The sequence below is a fragment of the Neoakkermansia glycaniphila genome (assembly GCF_001683795.1).
GTDB lineage: Bacteria > Verrucomicrobiota > Verrucomicrobiia > Verrucomicrobiales > Akkermansiaceae > Akkermansia > Akkermansia glycaniphila.
In genome coordinates, this window is the sequence record NZ_LIGX01000040.1 from 15,628 (window position 1) to 38,927 (window position 23,300).

Consider the following 23,300-nt stretch of genomic DNA (forward strand, 5'->3'; position numbering starts at 1 on the left):
TCCACCTTACCAGAAAAAAATGCACCCCGGAACTGGCAGCAAACGACCAGAGGCGCGAAGCATCCCGCCCCGCGCCTCCGCATCGTCATCCTGCCTCCCTGTATCAGGAAACAAGCCCGGCGCGCACAAGCGCCGTCACGCCCGGCTCGCCCTTAATGTAATCATCGTGCAGGGGATCGCTCTCATCCGTAATAATTCGCATCGCCCTCTCCTTGCCGATCGCACCGCCCCCTTGGCTGCCCGGCGTCCCGATCGACTTCCGGCCGTCATCCTGCATGAACTGAGCCACATGGTGCATAATCTTCACGAACGCCGTATTATTCCGCAAAGCCATCGCCTCATCCGAATTCTCATCCAGCCCAAGACGCCCGGCCATCTGACTCCACGCCTGCCCGGCAGACTGCATCTTCGCAGCAAACTCATTGCCCCACGATCCCTTCAGCTCATTCACCCTCTTCTCCTGCTCGGCCGCCTGCTCCGCCACCTGCTTCTCGGCTGCCACGCGCTCCAGCTCCACCTGCTTATCCAGCATCGCCTGAAGCGCAGCCTTCGGCACATGGTGCTGATGCGCCACATCGGCCAGAACCTTCACCTGCTCATCATTCCACTCCACGCCAGCGGGCAGATTATCCGGCTTCTTCAGCCCGTAGCCATCGGCATTCTCCGGCACTCCTGCCAGCCCGCGCCAGCGGGCCACCTCCTCCGGCGTCGCCCCCTCTCCTGGAACATGCGGCTGCTTGCTCTCAAGATGCCTGTAACTCTTCGCCAAATCCGCGGCAGACTTGAACTTGCCAAGCCCGGCATACTCCTCTCCGAACTGGTTATGCCAGCCATCGACGAACGAACCGTCCGCATTCACCCATGCGGCACTTCCTCCTCCACCGGCGCCTCCTGCGCCATTCCCATTAAGCAAAGGCGCACCACCCTTATTCTCATCATTATTCTGTGGATCCATAAAAAATCAAAAAGTAAAAAGGTTAAAAAAGTTAAAGCCCATAGCAGAACTCAATCTTCGCAGCCGACTTGAAAACGGCGAAATTGGCTGGATTTCCCTCAGCATACCGCTCCCATTTCAGCATGAACTTAGCCTCCGGCAAATGCTCAAAATCCCACCGCAGCCATGCTGCATTGAAATTCATGCACAACTCATCGCGCGGCGGTGGTCCATCCACCTCATCCTCTCCCTCCGGCATCTTCTCATCAGGCAGCACACCGCCTTCTTCCTTCTTCTCCGGCTTCTCCGGCTTCTCATCAGGCGCACCGCCCTCCTTCGACTCCTCCGGCTTATTCTCGCCGGAAAGCCCTGGCAAATCAGGCAGCAGGGAACCGCCGCCATCATCCCCGGAAGAACGTGCAGCCATCCACTCGGCCAAACCGGCCGCATGCTTATTCCTCGCCTGAACGGAAACGAAATCCACCCCCACCTCCGAATTCACGCCGATCTTCTTCCCATCGAAGAAAATGGCACCGTCATCTTTTATCTCGTATGTATTATTCATTGGGAAAACTTCTTCATCATCATCATCACCTCATACACCACCGACTTCCGCCCATCGGCGAACGCCGCCTGCACCGGCTCGCTCGTCGCAGCGAACGAAGGCACACCGTACCCAGTCCGCTCCTTCAGAAACTCCAGCACCGCCTCCCCTTCAGGCGAAGAGAAAAGCGAGTGAACCCGCTTCTCCCCCTCCTCCAGCTTCATCAATCTCTCATTCTTGTTCATGGTAAAAAAATCATTGAATGCCTTCTGCCAGCTTCATCGCATCAGCCCCCTTCTTCATCGTATCGGCCTGCACATTCTCCTCCTGAGCCGCCAGCATCCGCTTCCGCTCCTCCTCACGCGCAGCGCGCAGCTCTTGCACCGCCTTCGACTTCTTCATCCAGTCGGGATCCAGCCCCATAATCCGGGACGCATCCTTCACGAACCTGTCGAAATCCACATTATCCAGCACCTCAGGCGACACCTGCGCCACCTGAAGCAGAATCTCGCTCAGAGACTGGAACGCACCCATCTGCTGCGCCTTGATCGCCAGCGCAATCTTCGAGCTGAACGAAACATTCGGCACCCCGATAAACGCCTGCCCTCCGGAAGCCTGCTTGGAAAAAGAAGCCGGTGGCTTCGTGAACATCCCGTGATCGTACAACAGGCAAAACACATGCAGCAGCATCGGCGTCAGAAACTCCGAACTGAACCGCGCGAAAATCGGGTGAAACATACCCAGGGACTCCTGTTGCCGCGCAGAAACCTCCATGGCCGTCATCCGCTTATCCTCCTGAAGAATCGGCTTGAACAACGGCACAAAAAACATATTCTCGATAATATTCCGCTTATCCTCCACCCGGTCCTTATCGAACTGGTACCCTGATTCCGTCATCCATGTGGAAGGCTTCGCCACCTCTCCATTATTCGGATTGAACGGCGTAATTCCTCCGGGTGAATGATCGATCGAACCAATAAGCGCATCCGGCGCCAGCACACGGGGAAACGTCGCATTCTCCGTCGCAAGATCCGTCATCGCCTCAAGGAAATTCGCCTGCTTCGCCACCGGAAGCGCAAAAATCCCCGGAGAAATCGCATACGGCCCATTCTCCCACCGCAGCCAGCGGCTCGTCAGATACGGCATCCGCTCGAACCCGCCCTCATGCACGATCGACTTACTCTTCACGTGTACATACACACTCGCAAAAGGCATCCCCCTGTTCCCAGCCTTACCGTATCCATCCGTACGAGGGAACACCGCATGCAAATACTGCTCCTCCTCATCCTGCTTCTTCTCATCGGCCGCATTCTTCTGCACCACATCCGGCAAATGATCATCATCTCCGGAAAACATCTGCACAGCCTGCCGTGGCGTAAGATTAAACTCTCGGAACACCGTATCCACAAACTGCTCCGCATCCTCCTGAAGGCAATAGCTCCCCACAACCTCCTCCCGGAAAAACAGCATATCCCTCTTATCGCTCCACCCCGCATACATGCACCCGCACCCGTAGGCGCTCCTGTTCGCAAAATGCTCATACGCCGCCGTATAGAAATTGCTCCCGGCCAGCGCCTTCCTCGCCACATCCGTACAAGCCGCCAGCCACTCCTTCACCTCCTCATCATGCTCCATATTGGCGGGGGCATCGAACGAAAACCAGTTCTCCCCCATAGGCGTAATCTGCACCAGCTGCCCATTCGCAAGAATCTGGCATGACTGCATCGCCGTCACATCCAGCAAACGCGCCACCGCATACTGATCGTACCCCTCCGCATCGCGATCCACGCTCTTCGCACTGCACACGCTTGCAGACATCGGATAGCACAGCTCCCTCACCGGCTTCCACGCACGATCATAATTCGCCCTCTGTCCCTTCATCTTGTCGAAGCGATTCAAAATAACCTTCGCATCCATATCTTACTTTACAAAAGTGTTTTGCCGAAATGAAACCCGGCCTTCCTCCGCGCGGCATAATTATCCGCCGAACCCGTAGAACTCTCGCTCGTCGTCCCGGCCGTCGCCGTACTTCCGGAATCATCAGGCAGCAGCGAAGCCGCAGAAGGCCCCTTAGCCATTTTTGCCATCCTGGAACCAATCAAAGCCGCCGTACCGCCGTACGCACCGCCAAGAAGCGCCCCGGCGGTTGTCGTACTCACTCCAAGAGTCGAAGCCGTTGCTCCAATGCCCAAACCAGTAGCACCGAATGCCCCGGCAGCAACGCCGCCGGTCAAAGCACCGGCAGTCACTCCAAGCAACACCTTCGACCCGGTATCGCCGAAAACCTTCTTAAATGTCCTGCCTATCCCGAACATGATTTCACAGAGTAGCGAACTGAACGTGCATCCAGTCATAATTGCATTCCCGTCCAAGAGAAACCGCACCCACGGACTCCCAAATCTCCCACCAAATATCGCATTCAGCACGGCTCAAAGTCGCCTTAGGCTTCTTCGTCGAATAATCGTTGCGCTCCGGGTCGAAATCCAGAGCAATCCCCCAGGCGTGCATACTCTTCGCCTTCCCTGTTGAAGTCGAACGGTTGTTATAACTGCCGCCGTACACATCCAGCCCAAGCTCGTGAATACGCTCTGCGCCGTAATACCTAAAAACCATCGTCAGGGCATCCTTCACCGCATTCGCCACCAGCCGGTGAACACGAATCGTCGAAAGCTTCTTCCCCTCGTAAAACATCGGGTACGGCAAAGAAACATTCACCAGATTGCTCTCGTCGCCGGAAAAACCGAAAATCGACTTGTTCGACCTCACCTCTGCCTGTGAAGGCCACATTGTCGGAAGATGAATATCAAGCTTCCCGGCAATCGCTGCAAACGTCTTCGGCCCGGCTACGCCGTCAGGTGTCACCCCCACGGCCCGCTGCACCGCAGGCCATGTACAAACATTCTCTCCTTTCATCATCCCCTTGTATTGCAGCGCCTCAACAATAACCGCCAGCGTCTTCGGCCCGGCGATACCGTCAGCCGTCACTCCCAGCCTGCGCTGGATAGCCTTAATCATATTTTTCATTTGCTTGATTTGTGTTCGAGGTTTTGGATTCGTATATTCATCTCTTGTAATGCTTTAGCGTTTTCCGTTATCCATTTTGTTTGTTCGGAAACGAATCCTCGGAAATCCCAGTAAATCACTCCGGCCACGGCAAAGCCCAAGAGCATAATAAACTCCGCCTTGTACTCCCTCATTACTGAAAAATATCCCTTAACCTTGTCGCACATGGTCGTTATTTGAATTTAGAGGTTACAGAGCGACACAAGGTGCAACCCGTGCCGGTCACGCGGTGCATGATGGCATGCGCTGCGTCAATCTGCTGCACCTGCTCCGGGGTCACCGGGGCGCAGGAGGTGAAGAAGGACGCGCCCCACAAGACCACCGCCCCCACGGAAGCGCAGGCAATGCCGAATAGCCATTTGCGCCAGCCTGAAGACGTAGAGGCCTGTCTGGCCAGCCATTCCCGCACGTCGTCGCCTGCGTGTGTGGCGATAATTCCCGGCGCGGCTTTGGCTACGGCTGTCCATGCATGTTTATGGATTCCATAGCCAAGCAATCCGTCGTTTTTGTCGTACTCCATTTCAGCACGCGTGTGTACATCACGGAGATATATGCCGATTGTTTCCGCGCAATCATGCGTGGGTTCCGGTGTGTTGTTGGTTTCGCTCATTGTTCTTCTGTGGTTTCCGGCCACGCGATGGCGGCAAGTTCTTCATGTGTAGTGGCGGCACGGGCTGCCATTTCGAGGCGATTCTGGATGCCAATGATCTTCGCTTCGGCATCACCGGCCTTCTTGACATTTGCAAGGATCCGCTCGACGAGAGCTTCTACCGGAATGCCGATTTCAGAGGCAATGGCTCGGACGAACTGTGCTTCCGGCGTAGCGGATTCCGGATCCGCTTGCAATGCACGCGCTCCGGATGCCTGCTTCTCACGCGTATCAACTTCCGGATAGCTGAACCCGGTCTTGGCTGCTTCAGACCGACTCCCAGCCTCGGCTTGAATCTCGGCGATGCACTGGGCGCGGTAGTCTTCCAGAGGCACCGCCTCATACGTCTGGACGATCTGTCCGGCATGGGCGGTGTAAACGGCAACCTCCCACGGCGCGGCAGGCTGCTCCGAGTATGTGACAGGCAAGTACCCGTCGGCCAGCAGTTGCTCGGCGTTGGCTTCGCTGTTGTAGTTGACGACAAGCCCGGAGTCCGTCACGTTGACGGGCGGCGCTGGCTCTATGTTGTATTTGTCGATTATTTTTGCGTATGTGGTCATTGTTTGTAGGCGTTTTGTTGTTCGGGTGAGGCGGGAGTTAAAGCGTCGCCGATGTCGATTTTGAAAAAGCGGAACTCATTGGCCGTTACTTCGAGGATTTGCCAGCGGATGACGACGCACGGCTTGTCATACGGCGCGATGATGTCCACATAATAGCCTTGATTACCCGCAAAATACGTATTGGTGTAAGTGCCGAGGTCGATTTCTTCGCCGCTTGCTGTTATGCCTGTGATGCTGTACTTTTTGACTTGGCATCCCCATTGAACATTGGTGTAGTACATGGTGCGGAGTACAAGCCCGGCAGGGTACCAGAGTTCCAGATATGGCAAGCTTCCATCGGCGTTTTTTTTGCCCATCCAACATTGGTTGACAACATTCATGGGCGTAAACGATGTCCAGCCGTCTGCATAGCCGATGTACACGTTGCTTGCACGGGCGGCGATGGTTCCGCCTCCCCATGTGCCGGGCTTGATAAGCGGCGGCTGCGTCCACTGATACAGAGGGCCGCCGCCAGTGGGCCGGAATGGAGTCGGTATCGTCATGGCTGATGTGGGAGGGGCACGCAATAAGCGTAGTTGATTTCAGGGGTCATGCCCGGCACTTTGCGAATTGTGACGCGGTAGGAGGTATATTCCTTGCTCATTAGAGGAACAACGCCGACCCATTGCCAGCCGCCGTTAAAGTCGATGGGAGGGGCGCAATATCCAGTATCTACCCATACCTCAAACGTGATGACGCGCCCGGCCGCATCGTCGAACGTGCAATCTGCAAAGGTGCAGTCAATTGGGTTATCGGTGAACGGGAAGTGATAAATCTCCCCGTGACGTAAAATATTGTCTGCCGGATTACCCGTAACAATCTTTTGTCCGGGAATGACGGTCGGTGCAGGAGTTCCGCCCCCACCGGACGACACACCGGCAGGGGCTGCATTAAAACATTCGGTAAGGGCTGCGTTATCGTTTGTCACATCGGGGTGCAGGCCAATGGCAACAAAATAATATTGACCGGCTGTCGTAGCGTCCAGAACGGTGACAGTATCGCCGGATTGTAGTGTGTATTTAACTTGGCACGCCCCTGGAGTGGTGACGGCGTAGGTTTTGCCCGGCGTTGTGTTAATGATTCTCATACTAGTGTGAATGCTGGTGTTGCTGTGTTTTTCGTGGGATGATAGATGGCATTTGACGCAGTGGACATTGTAACTAATGGTTTGTTGCTACCGCTTTCCGTATCGGAGATTGCGAGGTTGATCTGCCGGATAGCCCTGCTGGACAACGTATTGGTAACCGTGCTGCAAATGTTGCCGGTCGATCCTCCGTAGTTGTACAGCGTGATACTGTTGTCATTGGTGTGGGTAATGCTAGCCGACGTGCCGCCATACAAGGCGGCGGAACCAGCAGAGAGCGTCAGGCTGGCCGTGGTGCCGCTCTTGACGGTCGCGGACGTGGTGCCGTTGATGCTGACGACGGTTCCGGAGTAGTTGGACAAGTCCACATCCACCATGCCAAGGGGATTCACCGTCAAAGCTCGTCCCAGATTGTTGATCAGAACGAACACGCCGGAGCCTGACATGGCCGCCACAAAGCGGTTCGTAAGTCTGGCATCCGTCAGTATCTCTTCAAGAATGTTGCCCGTCGCCGCCGTGATCGCGTCTCCCACTGCTCCGGTTTCAATGAGCTGCAGGATTTCGGCCTTGATCGCCTGACATTGAGAAAGCATAGACGCAGCATTCACAGCTGACTGACCCGCGGCATTCGCAGCTGTCTCCGCCCGGTTCGTAGCCACATCCACAGCATCATTCACCCTCTTCTCGAACTCCTTGAAAAGAGCATCGGCCCGTGCCTTGAAATCGTCTAATGCCTGCTTGGCAGCTGTTGCCGAGTCTGCCGCCTTACCTGCCGAACCGGCAGCCTCCGCGGCACTTTCACCGGAGCGTACGGCGGAAGCCTCCGCCTCCCGCGCAGCATTCACCGCCTTCTCCACATCCTCCGCCCGGAGATTCAGAAACGGCACATCCAACGTCAGCCCGTCCTCATCCTGCATCATCACCCGCCAAACACGATCCACTCGCCCAACGGCTCCACCGGAAACCTCCAGCCGAACCTTACGGCTCACCGACACGAAAAACCATTGCCCATCAGGCAACGACTCCGAATAAACGAACTCCTCCACCCCTCGGTTATCCAGCGCCACCAGCCGCGCAGAACCGCCGTTCAGCCTCAGCGTCACGGCATACGGTTGTCGGGGAGTCGTCTGGTAAACATCCTTCACGACCCCACTCTACACGCAGCACCTGCATCCGGTAACTGGCAACAACCGACCAGATGCCAAATCTAAATCATATCACGCGGCAGCACATCGATCCTCATCGCCTCAAGAATCGACTTCAACTCATCCGAACCGCTCACCTCCACCTTCTGCGTCACACTGCCGAGAATCTGAAGCATCATCCTCATCGCCTTCAGCTTCACGCTGAACGGCACCTTCTGCGTCCCGTCATCATTCACACCTACGTCCTCATACAAATCTTTCAATTTGAACATGATATTCGGTGTCTCCATCTCCCACCCCTTTTCCGCACGCTCGCGTAAGCGCAGGCGGGCGCGTCGCACCTCAGGCTTTTTCAGGGCTTCGGAAGCTGCCGTACCATCACCGGCCAACGGCTTCTTCCTCTTGCTAGCCTTCGCCCACGCCTCAGCCTTGCCCATCCCCTGGGCAAGGTACATCACAAACCGGGCCAGCTTCTCGCTCAGCCCCTCCGTCATCAGCTCCTTCAGTTCTTCTTTCATGGTTTTGCAACAAAATCAAACTCCCTTTGTCCCGGCGAAGAATCGCCCTTCCTTCGTCCGGCCGACCGCACCGGAGAAGGCCCGGCCACCCGGCACAGCTTCCGCAGCACAGCCCGCCCCGCCCGCGTCGGGGAAATCCGAAGCTCCGAACGGCACGGACAATCCGCCACCTGCTCGATCCTCAGCAAATCCTCCATCTTCTCCAGCGCCGCCCGCACCGCAAACCGCCTCACCCCGCAAGCCCGTGCCAGAGAACTCACGCTCTTCCGGCCGTCCGCGGTTTGCGCCAGCAGCAGAATCTGCACTTGCAGCATCGTCAGCCCGCTCCGCCGCACCCGGCCGATCACATCCATCAGCATCGTTGAATCCATCGCCTTCATCCGTGAAATTTCTTGTACTTCTGATTCTCCTTCCACCACCGCTCCGCCTGCACCAGCACCCCGCGAATCTCGCGGAACATCGACTTCAGCGAATCCGGCCGGAAATACCGCCCGCCCTTCTCGTCTTGCGGCATCCGAGACGCCATGAACTGCTCCACCATCAGGCGATACTGGTAAAACTCCGGCCCCACCGCCCGCCATGCCTCCTCCGCAGCCCGCCGCTCGGCACGGCTCAGCCTGCCAACCGCGCTCCCGCAATCCGGCACAGACCAAACCGGACGAACGGACCGCACATCGAACACGAACTGCTCGAACCCGTACGGCGCCTCCATACCACCAACCTCCCCCCCGGCTGCGCCGGGTGAGGCGTAGGCGACAAGGGGTGAGGCGACCTGAGCGGAGACAGGGGGAGGGGGCAAGGATGCGCCAGCATCCGCCTCCCCTCCCGCGTCGAAGCGATGGGAGACGTCTGCGTAGGACGGCGAAGCGGCAGTGGCAGAGGGCGAGCCGTCAGGCTCAGTCCCTGCCGCGCCGCGCAGCCGCCCGGAGCAGCACCCCGCAGGAGCCGGAGCCTCACCCGGCGCAGCCGGGGGGCGGCGCGCCCCCCCCTTCCCGGAAAAGCCGGGGGGGATAGAGGGGGGTAAAGTCTCCTCTCCTCTCCTCTGGTCACAAAAATTTGTGACACCATCCAGGCACGCCTCATCCCCCTGATTTTTTGCCGACCTGTTCGACCGGCTCTTCTCCTGCCGTTGCGCCCCCTCCGCCCGCAGCTTGGCGGACGTACCGTTATGCTCGCAAAACTCCGGCATCTCCAGCACGCCATACAAATCTGTCTGAATCCACCCCACGCTCATCATCGCCGCGCAGAACCCCGGCAGCGCCGCCACCTCATCCACCTCACCCTCCGTAATGATAATCTCGCCGAACCGGCTATTAAGATCCATCCAGTCCATCCACTGCATGAAATGCCCGGCCAGCTTCCACCGGTCAACTTCCAGCTTGCGGGCCATCATCCGGACTTTCGCATTATCCGTCAGCCCGCCCACATACTTGATCCACCGAAGTGAACACTTTTTTTGAATCGCCATCGCTATATATATAATAGAGGTAAAAAATCAAATGGTACGATACAGGCTTGCCGCCTGCCCGCCTCCGGCCTCGATCGTCAGCCCGTACCCACACATCACCACCCGGTGGCGGAACGCCAGCTTATCGCAGGACTGCATCACAGCCCACACCGGGAACCGCCCGTCCCGGCACAGCGACTTGCCCACATACACATACTGCGTCCACACCTTCGAGCCGCCACGCGCCACCGATGCGGAAAAAGGCAGCTTCCAGCACTTCCCGGCCTCTTCGGCGGAATCCCCCAGAGAAAGGCGGCTATCGCGAATCGCCTTATCCCGGTCCCGCTCCTCCTTCCACCGCTCCCGCTCGCGCAAATCGTTCATCACCTCCTGCTCGCGGCGCGCGGCGGCGCGCTTCTCGCGCTCCTGATGCTCCTGAATCAGCCGGGAACGCTCGCTGGATTCATACATGGCGCACTCATAGGCGCTATGATTGATCCACGCATTATCAGGCTCCTCTCCGCGCTGAATACTGGAGGGATGCACAATAAGCCCCTGACCGTTCTCAAGCATCGTCACCAGGCAAAAAACGGCATTACCCGCACGCAAATCATCACGCTCCACACGCACAGCATGGAAATTACTGAACCGAAGCATCGCTCCCTCCTTCCTCTCCGGGTTCACCAGGTTCATCAGCCACCGGAACAACAGGCTCCGCCGGGGGCGCCACCTTCTTCTTCCGCGTCCTCGTACCCGCCGCCAGCTGAGCCTTGTACTCGCGGGCGCGCTTCTGCCTCCGCCGATGATGATACCTCAGCTTTTCAAGCAACCGGCGAACCTGCTCCTTCTTGCGGCGAATCTCGCGCTCGGCATCCTGCTTCGTCTGATACTCTCTCTCCTTCAATTCCTCGACCTCTTTCTCAAACTTGGAACATCCCTCAACCGCCACATAATAACATTTCTGAATATGTTTATATTTTTCATGCTTTGCTTCCGCTGCTTGCCTTTGGGCTTCACTGATTGAAAGACGATCCAAAAGCTCCAAGGCAAAATTCTTCCACCATTCCGAAAAATAGGAAAAAAGCGGCATATCCTCATCAGAACTACTTTTCAATTTATTGATCATCTCATCCATCAAGGGAGTTACTTTTTTGTCAAGGGGTTTATTCATCGTTCAATTAAAGGGAAAAAGTTGAAAAAACCAGCACGCCAGCAGAACCAGCGCCCAGAAAACTGCAAGCACAGCCACCACCCCGGCGGCTGAGGAAAAACGGGGCCTTGCCGTGGGAAAATGAAGCTGGTGAACCTCATCCTCAGTCAGCCCGGCATCGAACACCGGCGGAGCATCCATCCGGCAATGCACGTAGAACGTCGCCGCCCGCACCGCAGAATACGGCACACCATCCGCACCCCGCGCCACGTTCACGGGAAGATCTCTCTTATTTCTTTCATTCGGTTTCATCTATCAAAAAAGCATGGGTTGGGGTTGGTAGTTGAGCCAGAGGACTTCTGTTTTCGCCTGTCCTTGCGTCGTGTGGGAAACCGTGCTCTCCCTCCACCATCCGGGCAGACGGTCATTGTACATTTCGGAGTCATAGCCAGACAGTACGACACGACCCTTTAACTCCTGCAGGAACGCGAGAAGCTGTTCGTGATCGGCGTCTCGGTAATCATGCGCATAGCGGAACCGTTTGTTCCGCGTTTCCTGAATGTACGGCGGATCCACATAGTGGAGCGTGTCCGGCGAATCGTATCTGGACATGATGGACAGGGCGTCCATTTTGTTAATCTCGATATTGCGACTCCTCAGTTCCGCGGCGCACTCTCGCACTACGTCAGGATATTCACGCCATGTCTTCGGGTAGGGCGTTGTCCTGGTCAACCCGTCGCGCTTGAATCCCGGTTTATAGATGCCACCGCCGTAACTCATCATGGAGTTGATGGCAAATCTCAAGGCATCCTCTACCGGGTCGCCCGTAAGATCGAACGACCGGCTATACGCCTCTTGTGCGTACGGGGTCAACTCAATCAGGCGTGCCAGTTTTTCGGATTGAGCAGGATCCTTCAAAACCTCGAAAAAATTCACCACTCTGTCGTCAAGATCGTTGTAAACCTCAAGGAATGCGGGTGTTTTGTTGAGTAGAACCGCGGCAGATCCTCCAAACGGCTCAACGTAGAATTTATGCTCAGGGAAAAATCCGATGATCCACGGCGCGATTCTGTTTTTGCCGCCGGGGTACCGGGCCAAGGCTCGTTTACGGGGTGACTTGGTGTCCATCACTCGCTCTCCTTTCCGCTCTCAGGCTCGTACTTATCGCACACATTGCTATCAAATGATAGGGTCGGAGGCTCCACGTCACTGAGAAGAAGCGATGGATGACCGCAAGTAAGCGGATATGCGAATACTTCGAAATACTTACAATTTCCGCAAGTGTTCGGAGCATTATCATCATCCTTTTGCCGTTCCGCCCGCGTTGCGGCTGCATTACGCTGCCGCTTGCCGAGGTCGAGCCGGTTGTGGCATCGCTGGCACAAAGCAATCAGGTTAGGATATGCGTTGTTGATCTCTGGGTCGGCCAGCCACTCGCAATGATGGACGGTCAACACGACTTTGCTCTTAGTCAAGGGGTGAGGCTGATGGTTGACAGCTCCGCACAGCTCGCACTTGTTCCCGGCTCGCTCTCGCTGCGCCTTGCTGATCTCTGCCCAGTTGGCCGGGTACTTGGATTTGTCCTTAATTGGCATGGATGGCCTCCTCTCCAATCGTCAACACGGAAGGGCCGTACACGGTTCTCACTTTGAGCGGTTTCCGTATTCGCAGGCAAGCTATCAAGAGCCGCCGCTCCTCAATGAGATTTGCCTGTGGTTGCCTGAGTGCCGATTTGACTTTTTGCACTTTGCCGGATCGTAGGACGTGCAAAAGCCCCCATGATTCAGGAAGTTCGGAAATCCCTATGATTCCGGGCTGGCAAATGTAATATCGGAAATCGCCCATGCCTTTTTCGGGGAGTCGACGGAACGGCTTTTTCGCATCTGACGCGAAATCAGCCTTGCTTGTCTTGGCCTCTACCAGCACGCTACACGCCGACCGGAATCCGATTGCGTCAGGCTGCTCGGTTGTGATGATGCAGTTTGGTTCGGCGATTGCTACGCTGCACTTCCCGGCATTCAGTAACCATTTTTCTGCGATTTTGCACAGTTCGAAATGAGTGAATCCATCCCTGTATTTTCGCAAAAGCTCGCGTCCCGCCTTGTCGGATTTTTTCAAAGCTTCGCAAATAACACATTCTTCGACATGAAATTTTTCGGCGAGTTGAGCGATGGAAAGTCCATCAGCAACCGCCTTTTTGACGGATTCGGGCGGACACAAGAGATCGACTGCAAACAAGTTCGCCTGTCGTTCCATGTTCATGGCTTCTCCTCCTTTCCATGACTGACGATTTTTCTGAAAACAAGGATGCTTCCACCAGACACAAAAAATCCTTCGGGGAGCGTATTTATTTTGAAAAGCTCGAAACCTTCAATGGATAAACGATTCATCTGATGTTCGTACTCTTCGGTATTGAAACCTAAAACCTTAACAACTCGATATTCAAACGTTTCCATCCCGCCCCTCCTCCCTAGCTTCCTCCATCGCCCCCGCCAGCCGGGCTTGCATATCGGCGGGCATGGGGGCGGGGTAACGTCCTCGCGGAGACCCCAAGGCCACACGCCTACGCTTTCGGCATAGTATTGATTTTCGTCGGAATCCTCGAAAAACCATCCGTAATCCGTGTCGGGAGATGATACGCTGGCAACCGTAACGCGCTTGCCGTCTAGGAGCTGCACGACGTCTCCAATCTGGATGCGCATACAGGCCGGGAATTTGCTCACAAGCTCTTCCCACGCATCCCAGCATTTTTGAATACCGAGGTGGTACGCAATGGGGATTGTTGATAGTCCGCATTCGCAAAATATGCAACTTGTCTCTCCGTCTCCTACTCCATACACTAAATTACTTGGTGTATTTCCGCAAATAGGACATTTCGAGTATTCGTGTTTCATTTCTCGCCTCCCTTAATCTCAATGATTTTGTACTCGACGACCCATACCCACGGGTTGCTGTCCCATGCCTTGGCTCCGTTGATGGAGTCGATTATCGACTCATAGGATTCCCGTGGGGTGGAGCATGTGTATTTTTCCCTCCGAAAGTCAAAATACGCAGTATAACCATACTCTCGCGTGGAGAGCACCCCCTCGGCCATACAATCATCCCATGATATATCCTGCAACCGCTCAACGCGGATGTTGGTTATCTCAAGCATGATGCGGCTCGCCCAGCGCGGCATGTGGATTGCGGGAATAGACCGCTTGTGATCGACCTTGGCGAGCCATCCTTCGGGGTAGTCCATTGGCAGGAATTTATGATCCGCGCCGTAGAGCCAGCTGCCGTCACCATCATTCCAGAGTCGCTCCCTCACCCACAGCTGATCTCCAATCGTGCCGTAGGGGCATGGGATGCAGATTTGGTTTGAGCCATTGCTTAACATTACAATAGCTATTCCCAATTCATCACCCTTCACGATTTGTTCCGTGAAGAACATTTTGACGAACTCATACCCTTCCGGGATGTTCTTCAGCCCCGTCATCCGGCGAGTCTGCGTCTTGCGACGGGCAAGGTTCGCCAGCACCATCGGTGCCGACATGAGGATTGGTCGTGTGTTCATTTCGTGCCTCCTATCTCGGCAATTCGCATGAAAAACGACGGGACACACACGCCACCCGAATCAGGCATGCGCTTAACATGATCCGCTGCTTGATTCGCAATCTCCAAGAATACGGCGCGAATAATACCGCAGCTTGACATTCTCTTTGAATATAAACGGAATTTGTCTAGTGGGGGTAAAACGGAATCCGTATTTCTTCTAATAAGTTCACGCGCCATAAAGACCGGATGTTTCCCGGCGTCCAAAGTGAAATGATCACCGAACGCCGTCATCATCTCGCCGCAAATCGCAAAATTGGAATCATCCACCTGCACCTCATAAAGTGAAATAACGGCACCCCAACCTTTGAACTGGCGGCGGCGCGAGAACATCTCTTCAAGGATGGTGAGCTTACGTTTTTCCTCGGATCCAATGCTTTCAACGGAACGAACCATATCATTCCATCCTTTCCGGGAGTGTGAATACATCTTGCATGAAAGGCACCCATAGAGGCGCGCGCCGCGAACAATCAGCTTACGCCCTGCTTTGAAGCAAACAGGACACGCTGCGAGCTTATTTCTTTTGTCAGCACTCATTTTTTATAATTGGTGTAATCTGTTAAATCTGTGGCTAAACATGAACCCAACGCATCTTCTGGCCGCGTCCACCCCCTTTTTCTGCTTCATCCGGCACAATACCCGCACGATCCGGAACGAACCCGGCGCAGGGAACCTGCCACGGGTATCGCAAAAGATCCGGGCAATTTATGTAAAACGACCCATCCTCCCGGAACCGCAAAGGCAGCGCCTTGATATGAACCCACGCCCCGCCGAACGCCTGAAGCACATACTCCCGCTTCTCCGCCGGACTCATCGCCTTGAAAGCCTTCGTCATACCTCGCCTCCTTCCATCAAAACAACCCCGTCATCACTGATCACTCCGCGCTTCTTCGCCAGCTCAATCACGGCATCAGCCTCACCTGCATTGATCAAAAACGCCCGTTGAAGCATCGAATGGCTACACCTCTTCTCACGGATCATCTCGGCCAAGCAGCGGCGGTACAGCTCCTCATTCACCTCTGGAGTTCCTATGCCCTTCAGCTCCCTCTGCTTCGGACGCGTTGCAAGAATCTCATCCTGAAGCCAGCCACGCTTCAGATATTCGTCATAAGCAGCCGGATCGAACCGGTAATTCATTCGGCATGAACTATCCCGCACCTCGTAGGAATCGAGGGCATCAAGCACACGCCCCTCAAACACACTGACAAACCGAAGAACCATCTCCCGCGCCTGAAAAAGACCTTTGATAGTCGTCTTTTCATCCAGCACAATATCCAAAAAACTGGGGAACACCTTGGCTTCATCGTAAAAACGCCAATGGACATTCTTTGCGCCGCATACAGTGGCAATCTTCGCTTCCATATATCCGAGATCCCGGAAATGCGCGTTCGGCATCACATCGGGATTCGCCTTCTTATCTTGTTGTTTCTTGCTCATGATTTTTTGTGGGTAAAAATGAAAAGTGGACTTGTGCGCTTCAAAAAGACCGGCAGCGGCACGCACGTTCCGCCGCCGGGCAGAATCTTATGTACAGTCGTTCAAATCGTTACTTCATGGCTTCCTCCTTTCCGGTTTTTATGGGAAAATCTTCAAACTCTGCGTCTATCTGTGGCTAAAAAAACTCGCAAAGAAAAGCCCACCAGGCGAACGGTCCGAACACGGCACAGCACGCCACATAAAACCAGTCATCCCCCGTCAGCATCCGGCCGCCGCCGCCTTCCTTCCGGCAAACTCGTGCATGTGGGTCATCGCCTGGAAGAAATCTTCCCGGTTGTACCTCTTCACCCCCGCCTTCTTTGCCCGGCCGGCAGCTGCGTCCGGATCCGCAAAATCCTCCGTGGCAAAAAACCTCACCACGCCGGGAACCACGCCGCCCACCTCCTCCTCGGAAAGCACCCGCCGCAGCTCCACCGCCGCAAACACCTTGTCCACATACGGCAGAGCCACCCCGTACCTCACGCCCAGATCCTTCCGGCTCAGCCACGCTTCCTCCACCCCGGCCAGCTTGCGCTCCAACGCAAGCAGCCGACCTTCAAAAAATTGCAGTTGTTCTTCGCTCATGGGGTATCGTGTGGTTCAAACGTCAAGCCTTCGGAGCAGCGGCGCAGGCTTCATACACCGCCTCGAAATCCTCCCGGATACTCTGGCGGAAACCGAGTGCCGCCTGCAAAGCCTCCTTCTCGCTTCCGTGAGACTTCACCGAAAAATACCGGCAAATCTTCCGGCCGCCCCGGCTCACCGCCACGCGGTACCCATAAAAAGAAGTCTCCCGGTACGTGTACTTCGTAATATTCTTATGCTTCTTCATATCCTTTTACCTGTTACCTATTCCCTTTTACCTATTCCCTATTCCCTGATCAGGCCGGTTGATTCTTCACAAACTTCACCTTCACCATCCCGCACACCTCCTCGTCCTCCGCCACAATGCGGCACCTCTCCCCATTCGCCCAGAACACGCATCCATCCTCCACGCGCTCCAGCTCATGCAGCCGGCACCCGGCCAGCAGCGTAATGCGCCCTGCCTCCTCCAGCTCTGCATACATCTCCTTCGTCAGCTCGATAATCATCTTGTCGTTCATCCTGTTGTTTCTTTCTATGGTTGCTTGTTATTTTTGAAATGTTATATTCGATCCGATGCTTGAAATACTAGACACCTTCTCCATCACGGAAAAAATCATCACTGGCCTCGGTGTCACCGGCGGCATTTCCCTCATCTGCTGGTGCAGAAAAATCATCGCCAGCTGGCTGAAAAGGCGTATCAACAGAACTCGCCACCTCCTCCGGCCCCACCAAAGCTTCCCGCGCCATACACTTCAGTTCGCACGCCTCGTCCGCCAGCAAAGACAGCTCATCCTTCGTAACAAAAGGCTTCATGCAGAGATTGCACAGCTGAACCTCCAGTTCTCGCAGAAAAACAAACAAACGGGCGATGATCAGCTGGCCGTCCTCCTTTTCGCCGCGAAGCAACAGGCTTTTACTGCCGCTCAAGTGGCGCATTCCATCAAGTGGAATCCTCAATTCACTGAACTCATCATCAGCCAATGCCTGCAGGCGCAAACCATCCGCGCCGCCTACAACTACCTGCGGCCCACACTCTACAGTCTCACCAACCACGGAAGAGCCTTCCTGCTGGAGCAAGGCCTTCTGCCTCGCCGCTGAACCACGCCCCCGCAGGTCGATCACTTCATACGGCCAGCCGCAGGGATGCACCGCCATCCGCGGATACTCCTCCCGGTACATGCCGCCCTCTTTCCCTGAACGTTCTTCCTTCATACTCTTACCTTTTACCTGTTACCTCTTCCCTGATCAGGCCGGTTGCTTCGCCTCCTTCACGGTAGCCGCCAGTCCGTTAGGCGTCACGTCGGCATGCCTGTCGGCAGCCTCCGCCACCATCAGCTCGAAAGCATCCTTCGGCGTAATGTGGAGTTCATTGCTGATTTCCATCACCCGCGCCATTGTGCGGGGGCTCAAGCTCAACCAGTCGATCTTTGCGCGTTTCGTTGCTTGCATGAAAATATAATTATCAGTTTTACTTATACGCGTCAACACAAAATATCATTTTTCCTTATAATTATATTATTTACTTTATCAGCAAACCTGATAAATTTCTTGCATGCCCACAAAAGAAGATATCGACAATTGGTTAAAAGCTATTGGAAAGAACCGCAAATGGTTGGCTGAAAAATGTCTGGTGCAACCGGGGCAATGTTACAATTGGTTTGCAGTAAATGGGAAAATTCCAAAAAAGAAATTACTACTCATCAAATCTTGGATGGAGGAACAGACCCAAGAGGTTGTATGCATTGATCTTCCCGATCTTGATTCGCGCGGGAAAATGGAACTTCGGCTGGACTATGAAACCCAGCTCAAGGTGGAAAAGGAAGCCCTGCGCCTCGGCATGGAACTCTCCGCTTACTGCACCGAAGCAGTAGAATGGTGCTGCTCCCAGCCGGACATCGGCGCGCGCCTCGCCGCCCGCCTCGCCGCCAAACGGGCCGCCATGCCCGCGCCGGATACCGTACCCGACATCCCCACCACCTTCATCGGCACGGGAACGCACGTCCAGCAACTGGCTCCGCAGCCGGATTCCTCCCAGAATAAACCGTCTCTCTCCTGAGGGCGACCATGCACGCTGCGCTCAACTATTGCCGAGCGCACTGCCCCAAGGGGGAAACCGTTTCACTGTCGGAGTGGGGAGAATGAGTAAAAGTATCTATCATTTTATGGGCATAATGCACCATTTTCAAGCAGGAAAGAATCTTTTTCGCACATTCACTCAATACTGATAACAAATAAAATACAACAAAATAAAATAGAGGCATTTTAGACAAAAAACATTTTTTGATAGAACTGCCTCAAAAGATCACAAAAAAAGCCCTGCGAACCCGCAGGGCTTTCTATTTTACAGAAGAGATACTCCGTATCTATTGTCCAGTATCTCTCCGAATAATCTTCTCATCGAATCCTACAATGCGAACTTTCCCATACTGCTCAGGCGGATCAATGGCAAATACCCATTTGGCGACACCTTTCGCCTTTTTGTTTGTTTTGATGTTTGTATAGGAATATTCTACTTCGGCCACTAATGAATAGATACTGTGTGTAGATGGCGACTTACAACAATCCCATTTCAAAATGGCATACTTCCGCAGATGCCATTTATCCCAATTCTTGTAGGTGGACTGCAAAATTTCTTCTGGTGTTGCAGGGCCATCCTTCTTATAACAGTATTGCACATGTGGTGCATATAATGGCCTCAATTCAAAAGAATTGCCTGCTTGCTCTGCTGCAACATACTTCTTCAACAAATCATGTAACATCCTGCGTTCGCTGGAAGTACATTCAATACTATCATATTCCGTTTGTAAATGATTAAGAGCCGTTGAATCCTCGTCTACAGGCTTTGCAATAGGAACAGAGGAATCCTTTTCTTGCGAAGTGACGTTTTTGAACCATCCATATGTGAACCGTCCCAGGATATCCAACTTCGATGATAGTTCCTGCATTTGCGCCTCCAATCGGTCTTGTCGTTCTTTTATTTCCACCAGTGAATCCTGCTTCTGAGCAAATTGTGATCGCTTATGATCGGAAAAACGCTTCTTGAAAAATTGGTACCATTCCTCATCCGACGTAGAAGATGGCAATCCCATATCGTCCGCCATCTTTTTATAACCATCGTTTCCTCCACCATAAATAAGATCGTTTACCATGCGCACCGCCCGCATGTGTCGCGATTCTTCGGAACTGAGATCCCAGTCTTCAAGCCATATCTTACCATACAGTATTTCAGCCTTCCTCCGGGCAATCCCATTTTCTTTTAAATCTTCAAAAAGAACCTCGCAATCATCTATTGAATGAATGGATTTCATGCTTTCTAACGTCATCTCCAAATGATCAACACGCGATTTCCATTGTTGAACATCTTGGGAAATTCCATTTAAGCGTTCTTCACGTTGATTCTTAATCTGATGATCCTCACAATATAAAAAACTCAAGATTGCGAGCCAAATGATTATCAATACAATAATTATTGTATTGATATAGTGTGAAAATCCTGTCTTTTTTAGAGAATCCCTTATCATATCATTCATACTTATGAATCTATTATATCATTAACATTAACAAAATAAAATATAAAATATACTACTAATTAAATTTAGTTAGAAAAATAACATTGATTCTATCTTCCTTGCAAGGCATAATCCAAACATCTTCATTACGTTTATGTCTGAACCTCTTAAAATAATTCTTGACGGCAAGATATATGAAAAAGAAGCAATTTTTGCAGCATGTCGGGAATTGTCTCCTTTTGCCAGCATCAATATACTTTCACCGAATACTTCTGACATTGTAGTAGAAGTAACACCCCTTGCTGTTGAATCAAGCGATCCGCAGGATTTCGAGCAAAAATTGAGAACCCTCCTCATTGATAGCCAGATCCGGCTTGATTTGAACAAACAATTCGGCGTCATACGCGATATTATCGTAAAACAAGCCTTTGCTCCGATTGCCAATCTTGATGAAGAACTCAAAAAGATACAATGAACTACCAATTACTGCCTTTTGAATATCGCCGCATTGGGCATCGTATTCTCCTAGTCAACGAATGTGGAGACTATACATGGCTTCTGCCACAACACTTCGATGATATCAGGCATGGTATTTTCGATGCGCTGCCTGATAACTTATTGCATGAACTGGAAAGTCGGCACTTTATTTCCAAACCGGAACATTTGGGAACGGCTATTGAGTTAAGTGCAGCCAAATATCGCACACGCAAAGCTTTCTTACGTGATTTCACCGTGCTGCATATGATGGTAATCACATTGAAATGCAATCATAAATGTGAATACTGCCAAGTTTCTAGCGAAGAAGAAGATGCCTATAAATACGATATGTCTCCGGAAGTGGCGATGAAGATCATCGATCTTATTTTCAAAGCTCCAAACAAGCATCTTAAAATAGAATTTCAGGGAGGAGAACCTCTTCTAAATTGGGAAACATTAACAACGGCTGTTCTTTATGCGAAAAAGATCAATGAACAGGCAAAAAAAGATTTATCTTTCGTTGTGTGCACAAATATCTTCGCTCTGAATGATGAACATTTGGCTTTTTTCAAAGAGCATGATATCTATATCTCGACATCATTGGATGGTCCGCGTGATCTCCATGATTGCCACCGCCTCATGCGCACCAGTACCAGTAGCTACGATAAATTCGTGAAAAGCTTGCAGCATGCGCGGGAGATTCTTGGACATGATAAGGTTGCAGCTCTGATGACCGCGAGCAGTGATTCTCTTGACCGCATTGAAGAAATCATCGACGAATATATCAAGCTTGGATTCACAGGAATATTCTTCCGCTGTCTAAACCCATATGGCGATGCCTATAAAAATAAACTCTTCTATACGCCGGATCGCTTTATTGAGATGTATAAGAAGGGGCTCGAATACATCGTGGAAATCAATAAACGAGGACAAAAATTTATTGAATTCTATACAGAACTTTTAACTCGCCGTATTCTCACTCCGTTCTCCACGGGTTTTGTGGACCTGCAATCTCCATCGGGCGCAGGAATTAGCGGAGTAATCTATGATTACAATGGCGATGTTTATCCCGCTGATGAAGGGCGCATGCTTGCTCGCATGAACAACACCCACTTCCGCATGGGGAATGTATTTACCAACACATATCAGGAAATCTTTGAGAGTGATATTCTCAAAGAGATTGTATCCTCAAGTTGTATTGAATGTATGCCCGGGTGTTCAGAATGTGCATTCAGGACGTACTGCGGGGTTGATGTATTCAGAAATTATCTTGAAACAGGCAACATATCAAATGCCCGACCCAATAGCTTTTTCTGCCAAAAACAAAAAGGTATTTTCGAGCATATTTTCTCTCGGCTGGAAGACCATGATTTCTCGGATATTGTTCATTCTTGGATCGTTAAATAGAAACTGAATCGATGCGAAACATTCAATTACAAATAGTCAGTTCTCGATTACATCCTGATGGAGAAACGTTGCGCGTATCCAAACGTAAAACATATCGCGACCGGAAAAATACACTACTACTTTCGGATACGGTGAGGAAAGCATTCTTGTATCCAGCCATTGCAAAAAATACAGATTGTTTGAATGAAGGTGATATCGTCGTTGTAAAGCCGGATGGATCCTGTTATCTGGTGTGGAAACAGGATTCCATTCATAATTCCCTCTTTACCACGGATGCTTGTAATGTTCGATGCATTATGTGTCCTCAGCCCCCTAAAAAGGATGACCCATCAGTGCATCAAAGAAATTTGAGAATCCTCGAACTTCTCAAAGAAAATCCGCAAGTCATTTGCATTTCAGGAGGTGAGCCAACATTATTTCCTGAACGCATCCTTCAATATTTTCAACTCATCAATGAAAAGTTCCCATCTTGCCAGGTAGATATCCTGACCAATGCCGTAGCCTTGTCCAATTTTGACAGGGCCAAGCAGTTGGCATTAGCAGCTCCTTTGAATACAACATTTTGTGTTTCCCTGCATTCCGATGTGGCTGATTTACAGGAAGCAATCAATGGCCTGAAAGGAGGGTTCGCTAAAACAATTAAAGGTATAGGCAATCTGGGAAAACTTCGACAACATATAGAAATACGTCCGGTAATTACGCAAAAGAATCATCATTATTTGAAAGATTTTGCGCGATTCATCTATCGTAATTTTCCATTTGTCGACCATGTAGCATTCATGGGACAGGAAATTATAGGTCATGCCCAAAAGAATTATGAGCAAATATGGGTTGATCCTGTTGAATACATCGATCGTTTGTGCCATGCCGTCAAAATTGTTGACGATATGGGGATGAATGTTTCCATTTACAATATCCCCCTTTGTCTTTTACCAGAACCTTATCGGCACTTTGCGACAAGGTCAATCTCGGACTGGAAACAGGGATACGTGGCTGCCTGCGAATCCTGTACCAAAAGAGATGAATGCTGTGGAGTATTCTTGACGAGCGGTTCATACCTGACTCAAGGCATTACTCCCATTACACTGGCTCCATAACGAGCCACAACACAATAAAGAA

The 23,300-nt window shown here is 52.4% G+C and carries 35 protein-coding genes; 5 read left to right on the plus strand and 30 right to left on the minus strand.

Annotated elements, in window-relative coordinates; all coding sequences use genetic code 11:
- Positions 1–103: 103 nt before the first annotated feature.
- The 28 genes from AC781_RS11335 to AC781_RS11470 form a co-directional block, all read right to left on the minus strand.
- The gene (locus AC781_RS11335) at positions 104–955 is read right to left on the minus strand and encodes a hypothetical protein (protein ID WP_067777580.1); all 852 of its coding nucleotides are present in this window, start codon (positions 953–955) and stop codon (positions 104–106) included.
- Positions 956–986: 31 nt separating this feature from the next.
- Positions 987–1,499 (minus strand): hypothetical protein, encoded by a 513-nt coding sequence (locus tag AC781_RS11340; RefSeq protein ID WP_067777581.1) that lies wholly within the window; start codon positions 1,497–1,499, stop codon positions 987–989.
- Positions 1,496–1,723, minus strand: coding sequence for a Bbp19 family protein (locus tag AC781_RS11345; protein ID WP_067777582.1), 228 nt, complete (start codon positions 1,721–1,723; stop codon positions 1,496–1,498). The genes AC781_RS11340 and AC781_RS11345 overlap by 4 nt, the downstream gene beginning before the upstream one ends.
- A 10-nt stretch (positions 1,724–1,733) precedes the next feature.
- Complete coding sequence (locus AC781_RS11350; RefSeq protein WP_067777583.1) at positions 1,734–3,395, minus strand: portal protein; 1,662 nt, start codon at positions 3,393–3,395, stop codon at positions 1,734–1,736.
- A gap of 8 nt (positions 3,396–3,403) precedes the next feature.
- Entirely contained in the window at positions 3,404–3,793 is a 390-nt protein-coding gene (locus tag AC781_RS14140) for a hypothetical protein (protein WP_067777584.1), read from the minus strand.
- A gap of 4 nt (positions 3,794–3,797) precedes the next feature.
- Positions 3,798–4,493, minus strand: coding sequence for a M15 family metallopeptidase (locus AC781_RS11360; RefSeq protein WP_172801830.1), 696 nt, complete (start codon positions 4,491–4,493; stop codon positions 3,798–3,800).
- Positions 4,494–4,498: 5 nt separating this feature from the next.
- A complete protein-coding gene (locus tag AC781_RS11365; protein ID WP_067777586.1) occupies positions 4,499–4,708 on the minus strand; it encodes a hypothetical protein in 210 nt (69 codons plus the stop codon).
- 5 nt (positions 4,709–4,713) lie between these two features.
- Positions 4,714–5,151 carry a hypothetical protein gene (locus AC781_RS11370; RefSeq protein ID WP_067777587.1) on the minus strand — a complete coding sequence of 146 codons (438 nt, stop codon included), beginning with the start codon at positions 5,149–5,151 and terminating at the stop codon, positions 4,714–4,716.
- Positions 5,148–5,750 (minus strand): hypothetical protein, encoded by a 603-nt coding sequence (locus AC781_RS11375; RefSeq protein WP_067777588.1) that lies wholly within the window; start codon positions 5,748–5,750, stop codon positions 5,148–5,150. The genes AC781_RS11370 and AC781_RS11375 overlap by 4 nt, the downstream gene beginning before the upstream one ends.
- Positions 5,747–6,292 carry a hypothetical protein gene (locus AC781_RS11380; RefSeq protein ID WP_067777589.1) on the minus strand — a complete coding sequence of 182 codons (546 nt, stop codon included), beginning with the start codon at positions 6,290–6,292 and terminating at the stop codon, positions 5,747–5,749. Before AC781_RS11380 ends, AC781_RS11375 begins: the two co-directional genes overlap by 4 nt.
- Complete coding sequence (locus AC781_RS11385) at positions 6,289–6,876, minus strand: hypothetical protein (RefSeq protein WP_067777590.1); 588 nt, start codon at positions 6,874–6,876, stop codon at positions 6,289–6,291. Before AC781_RS11385 ends, AC781_RS11380 begins: the two co-directional genes overlap by 4 nt.
- Positions 6,873–8,018: a hypothetical protein gene (locus AC781_RS11390; protein WP_071133506.1), complete on the minus strand. Its 1,146-nt coding sequence runs from the start codon at positions 8,016–8,018 to the stop codon at positions 6,873–6,875. The genes AC781_RS11385 and AC781_RS11390 overlap by 4 nt, the downstream gene beginning before the upstream one ends.
- 62 nt (positions 8,019–8,080) lie before the next feature.
- Entirely contained in the window at positions 8,081–8,536 is a 456-nt protein-coding gene (locus AC781_RS11395; RefSeq protein ID WP_067777592.1) for a hypothetical protein, read from the minus strand.
- Positions 8,533–8,907 (minus strand): helix-turn-helix domain-containing protein, encoded by a 375-nt coding sequence (locus AC781_RS11400; RefSeq protein ID WP_141675896.1) that lies wholly within the window; start codon positions 8,905–8,907, stop codon positions 8,533–8,535. Before AC781_RS11400 ends, AC781_RS11395 begins: the two co-directional genes overlap by 4 nt.
- Before the next feature lie 5 nt (positions 8,908–8,912).
- Entirely contained in the window at positions 8,913–10,004 is a 1,092-nt protein-coding gene (locus AC781_RS11405) for a hypothetical protein (RefSeq protein WP_067777594.1), read from the minus strand.
- Positions 10,005–10,031: 27 nt separating this feature from the next.
- Positions 10,032–10,676 carry a hypothetical protein gene (locus AC781_RS11410; RefSeq protein ID WP_156850371.1) on the minus strand — a complete coding sequence of 215 codons (645 nt, stop codon included), beginning with the start codon at positions 10,674–10,676 and terminating at the stop codon, positions 10,032–10,034.
- A complete protein-coding gene (locus tag AC781_RS11415) occupies positions 10,624–11,154 on the minus strand; it encodes a hypothetical protein (protein WP_067777596.1) in 531 nt (176 codons plus the stop codon). The genes AC781_RS11410 and AC781_RS11415 overlap by 53 nt, the downstream gene beginning before the upstream one ends.
- Positions 11,155–11,157: 3 nt before the next feature.
- The gene (locus AC781_RS11420) at positions 11,158–11,445 is read right to left on the minus strand and encodes a hypothetical protein (RefSeq protein WP_067777597.1); all 288 of its coding nucleotides are present in this window, start codon (positions 11,443–11,445) and stop codon (positions 11,158–11,160) included.
- Positions 11,446–11,448: 3 nt separating this feature from the next.
- Positions 11,449–12,261 (minus strand): DNA adenine methylase, encoded by an 813-nt coding sequence (locus AC781_RS11425; RefSeq protein WP_067777598.1) that lies wholly within the window; start codon positions 12,259–12,261, stop codon positions 11,449–11,451.
- Positions 12,261–12,728 (minus strand): HNH endonuclease, encoded by a 468-nt coding sequence (locus tag AC781_RS14415; RefSeq protein WP_067777599.1) that lies wholly within the window; start codon positions 12,726–12,728, stop codon positions 12,261–12,263. The genes AC781_RS11425 and AC781_RS14415 overlap by 1 nt, the downstream gene beginning before the upstream one ends.
- Entirely contained in the window at positions 12,718–13,395 is a 678-nt protein-coding gene (locus AC781_RS11435) for an ImmA/IrrE family metallo-endopeptidase (RefSeq protein ID WP_067777600.1), read from the minus strand. Before AC781_RS11435 ends, AC781_RS14415 begins: the two co-directional genes overlap by 11 nt.
- Positions 13,392–13,835, minus strand: coding sequence for a hypothetical protein (locus tag AC781_RS11440; RefSeq protein ID WP_067777601.1), 444 nt, complete (start codon positions 13,833–13,835; stop codon positions 13,392–13,394). Before AC781_RS11440 ends, AC781_RS11435 begins: the two co-directional genes overlap by 4 nt.
- A gap of 188 nt (positions 13,836–14,023) precedes the next feature.
- Positions 14,024–14,689 carry a hypothetical protein gene (locus AC781_RS11445; protein WP_067777602.1) on the minus strand — a complete coding sequence of 222 codons (666 nt, stop codon included), beginning with the start codon at positions 14,687–14,689 and terminating at the stop codon, positions 14,024–14,026.
- Complete coding sequence (locus tag AC781_RS11450) at positions 14,686–15,264, minus strand: hypothetical protein (protein WP_141675897.1); 579 nt, start codon at positions 15,262–15,264, stop codon at positions 14,686–14,688. The genes AC781_RS11445 and AC781_RS11450 overlap by 4 nt, the downstream gene beginning before the upstream one ends.
- Before the next feature lie 294 nt (positions 15,265–15,558).
- Positions 15,559–16,164 carry a hypothetical protein gene (locus AC781_RS11460; protein ID WP_071133502.1) on the minus strand — a complete coding sequence of 202 codons (606 nt, stop codon included), beginning with the start codon at positions 16,162–16,164 and terminating at the stop codon, positions 15,559–15,561.
- 258 nt (positions 16,165–16,422) lie between these two features.
- On the minus strand, positions 16,423–16,788 hold the full coding sequence (locus AC781_RS11465; RefSeq protein WP_067777606.1) for a hypothetical protein: 366 nt from the start codon (positions 16,786–16,788) through the stop codon (positions 16,423–16,425).
- A 22-nt stretch (positions 16,789–16,810) separates the two neighbouring features.
- Positions 16,811–17,035: an AP2 domain-containing protein gene (locus AC781_RS13480; RefSeq protein WP_071133501.1), complete on the minus strand. Its 225-nt coding sequence runs from the start codon at positions 17,033–17,035 to the stop codon at positions 16,811–16,813.
- 49 nt (positions 17,036–17,084) lie between these two features.
- Complete coding sequence (locus AC781_RS11470) at positions 17,085–17,306, minus strand: hypothetical protein (protein ID WP_067777607.1); 222 nt, start codon at positions 17,304–17,306, stop codon at positions 17,085–17,087.
- Between the two features lie 55 nt (positions 17,307–17,361).
- Between AC781_RS11470 and AC781_RS14230 the strand changes: the two genes are divergently transcribed.
- Positions 17,362–17,886 (plus strand): hypothetical protein, encoded by a 525-nt coding sequence (locus tag AC781_RS14230; RefSeq protein ID WP_067777608.1) that lies wholly within the window; start codon positions 17,362–17,364, stop codon positions 17,884–17,886.
- Positions 17,887–18,033: 147 nt separating this feature from the next.
- Here the strand turns inward: AC781_RS14230 and AC781_RS11480 are convergent, their stop codons facing one another.
- Positions 18,034–18,237, minus strand: a complete 204-nt coding sequence (locus tag AC781_RS11480; protein ID WP_067777609.1) for a hypothetical protein — start codon at positions 18,235–18,237, stop codon at positions 18,034–18,036.
- A gap of 325 nt (positions 18,238–18,562) precedes the next feature.
- On the opposite strand from AC781_RS11480, the gene AC781_RS11485 reads away from it, so the two are divergent.
- On the plus strand, positions 18,563–18,844 hold the full coding sequence (locus AC781_RS11485) for a hypothetical protein (RefSeq protein WP_141675898.1): 282 nt from the start codon (positions 18,563–18,565) through the stop codon (positions 18,842–18,844).
- 307 nt (positions 18,845–19,151) lie between these two features.
- On the opposite strand, the gene AC781_RS11490 is transcribed toward AC781_RS11485, so the two are convergent.
- On the minus strand, positions 19,152–20,318 hold the full coding sequence (locus AC781_RS11490) for a hypothetical protein (RefSeq protein ID WP_067777611.1): 1,167 nt from the start codon (positions 20,316–20,318) through the stop codon (positions 19,152–19,154).
- Positions 20,319–20,451: 133 nt separating this feature from the next.
- On the opposite strand from AC781_RS11490, the gene AC781_RS11495 reads away from it, so the two are divergent.
- The 3 genes from AC781_RS11495 to hxsC are packed head-to-tail and all read left to right on the plus strand — an operon-like array spanning position 20,452 to position 23,278.
- Entirely contained in the window at positions 20,452–20,772 is a 321-nt protein-coding gene (locus tag AC781_RS11495) for a hypothetical protein (protein ID WP_067777612.1), read from the plus strand.
- Positions 20,769–22,181 carry a His-Xaa-Ser system radical SAM maturase HxsB gene (hxsB, locus tag AC781_RS11500; protein ID WP_067777613.1) on the plus strand — a complete coding sequence of 471 codons (1,413 nt, stop codon included), beginning with the start codon at positions 20,769–20,771 and terminating at the stop codon, positions 22,179–22,181. The genes AC781_RS11495 and hxsB overlap by 4 nt, the downstream gene beginning before the upstream one ends.
- Positions 22,182–22,192: 11 nt before the next feature.
- Positions 22,193–23,278 (plus strand): His-Xaa-Ser system radical SAM maturase HxsC, encoded by a 1,086-nt coding sequence (gene hxsC / locus AC781_RS13485; RefSeq protein WP_083077037.1) that lies wholly within the window; start codon positions 22,193–22,195, stop codon positions 23,276–23,278.
- The last annotated feature ends 22 nt before the right edge of the window (positions 23,279–23,300 follow it).

Coding starts and splice junctions, on each gene's coding strand:
- AC781_RS11335 (WP_067777580.1), bottom strand. CDS start 955: ATGGATCCACAGAATAATGATGAGAATAAGGGTGGTGCGCCTTTGCTT.
- AC781_RS11340 (WP_067777581.1), bottom strand. CDS start 1,499: ATGAATAATACATACGAGATAAAAGATGACGGTGCCATTTTCTTCGAT.
- AC781_RS11345 (WP_067777582.1), bottom strand. CDS start 1,723: ATGAACAAGAATGAGAGATTGATGAAGCTGGAGGAGGGGGAGAAGCGG.
- AC781_RS11350 (WP_067777583.1), bottom strand. CDS start 3,395: ATGGATGCGAAGGTTATTTTGAATCGCTTCGACAAGATGAAGGGACAG.
- AC781_RS14140 (WP_067777584.1), bottom strand. CDS start 3,793: ATGTTCGGGATAGGCAGGACATTTAAGAAGGTTTTCGGCGATACCGGG.
- AC781_RS11360 (WP_172801830.1), bottom strand. CDS start 4,493: ATGATTAAGGCTATCCAGCGCAGGCTGGGAGTGACGGCTGACGGTATC.
- AC781_RS11365 (WP_067777586.1), bottom strand. CDS start 4,708: ATGTGCGACAAGGTTAAGGGATATTTTTCAGTAATGAGGGAGTACAAG.
- AC781_RS11370 (WP_067777587.1), bottom strand. CDS start 5,151: ATGAGCGAAACCAACAACACACCGGAACCCACGCATGATTGCGCGGAA.
- AC781_RS11375 (WP_067777588.1), bottom strand. CDS start 5,750: ATGACCACATACGCAAAAATAATCGACAAATACAACATAGAGCCAGCG.
- AC781_RS11380 (WP_067777589.1), bottom strand. CDS start 6,292: ATGACGATACCGACTCCATTCCGGCCCACTGGCGGCGGCCCTCTGTAT.
- AC781_RS11385 (WP_067777590.1), bottom strand. CDS start 6,876: ATGAGAATCATTAACACAACGCCGGGCAAAACCTACGCCGTCACCACT.
- AC781_RS11395 (WP_067777592.1), bottom strand. CDS start 8,536: ATGAAAGAAGAACTGAAGGAGCTGATGACGGAGGGGCTGAGCGAGAAG.
- AC781_RS11400 (WP_141675896.1), bottom strand. CDS start 8,907: ATGGATTCAACGATGCTGATGGATGTGATCGGCCGGGTGCGGCGGAGC.
- AC781_RS11405 (WP_067777594.1), bottom strand. CDS start 10,004: ATGGCGATTCAAAAAAAGTGTTCACTTCGGTGGATCAAGTATGTGGGC.
- AC781_RS11410 (WP_156850371.1), bottom strand. CDS start 10,676: ATGAACCTGGTGAACCCGGAGAGGAAGGAGGGAGCGATGCTTCGGTTC.
- AC781_RS11415 (WP_067777596.1), bottom strand. CDS start 11,154: ATGAATAAACCCCTTGACAAAAAAGTAACTCCCTTGATGGATGAGATG.
- AC781_RS11420 (WP_067777597.1), bottom strand. CDS start 11,445: ATGAAACCGAATGAAAGAAATAAGAGAGATCTTCCCGTGAACGTGGCG.
- AC781_RS11425 (WP_067777598.1), bottom strand. CDS start 12,261: ATGGACACCAAGTCACCCCGTAAACGAGCCTTGGCCCGGTACCCCGGC.
- AC781_RS14415 (WP_067777599.1), bottom strand. CDS start 12,728: ATGCCAATTAAGGACAAATCCAAGTACCCGGCCAACTGGGCAGAGATC.
- AC781_RS11435 (WP_067777600.1), bottom strand. CDS start 13,395: ATGAACATGGAACGACAGGCGAACTTGTTTGCAGTCGATCTCTTGTGT.
- AC781_RS11440 (WP_067777601.1), bottom strand. CDS start 13,835: ATGCGCATCCAGATTGGAGACGTCGTGCAGCTCCTAGACGGCAAGCGC.
- AC781_RS11445 (WP_067777602.1), bottom strand. CDS start 14,689: ATGAACACACGACCAATCCTCATGTCGGCACCGATGGTGCTGGCGAAC.
- AC781_RS11450 (WP_141675897.1), bottom strand. CDS start 15,264: ATGAGTGCTGACAAAAGAAATAAGCTCGCAGCGTGTCCTGTTTGCTTC.
- AC781_RS11460 (WP_071133502.1), bottom strand. CDS start 16,164: ATGAGCAAGAAACAACAAGATAAGAAGGCGAATCCCGATGTGATGCCG.
- AC781_RS11465 (WP_067777606.1), bottom strand. CDS start 16,788: ATGAGCGAAGAACAACTGCAATTTTTTGAAGGTCGGCTGCTTGCGTTG.
- AC781_RS13480 (WP_071133501.1), bottom strand. CDS start 17,035: ATGAAGAAGCATAAGAATATTACGAAGTACACGTACCGGGAGACTTCT.
- AC781_RS11470 (WP_067777607.1), bottom strand. CDS start 17,306: ATGAACGACAAGATGATTATCGAGCTGACGAAGGAGATGTATGCAGAG.
- AC781_RS14230 (WP_067777608.1), top strand. CDS start 17,362: ATGCTTGAAATACTAGACACCTTCTCCATCACGGAAAAAATCATCACT.
- AC781_RS11480 (WP_067777609.1), bottom strand. CDS start 18,237: ATGCAAGCAACGAAACGCGCAAAGATCGACTGGTTGAGCTTGAGCCCC.
- AC781_RS11485 (WP_141675898.1), top strand. CDS start 18,563: ATGGAACTTCGGCTGGACTATGAAACCCAGCTCAAGGTGGAAAAGGAA.
- AC781_RS11490 (WP_067777611.1), bottom strand. CDS start 20,318: ATGAATGATATGATAAGGGATTCTCTAAAAAAGACAGGATTTTCACAC.
- AC781_RS11495 (WP_067777612.1), top strand. CDS start 20,452: ATGTCTGAACCTCTTAAAATAATTCTTGACGGCAAGATATATGAAAAA.
- hxsB (WP_067777613.1), top strand. CDS start 20,769: ATGAACTACCAATTACTGCCTTTTGAATATCGCCGCATTGGGCATCGT.
- hxsC (WP_083077037.1), top strand. CDS start 22,193: ATGCGAAACATTCAATTACAAATAGTCAGTTCTCGATTACATCCTGAT.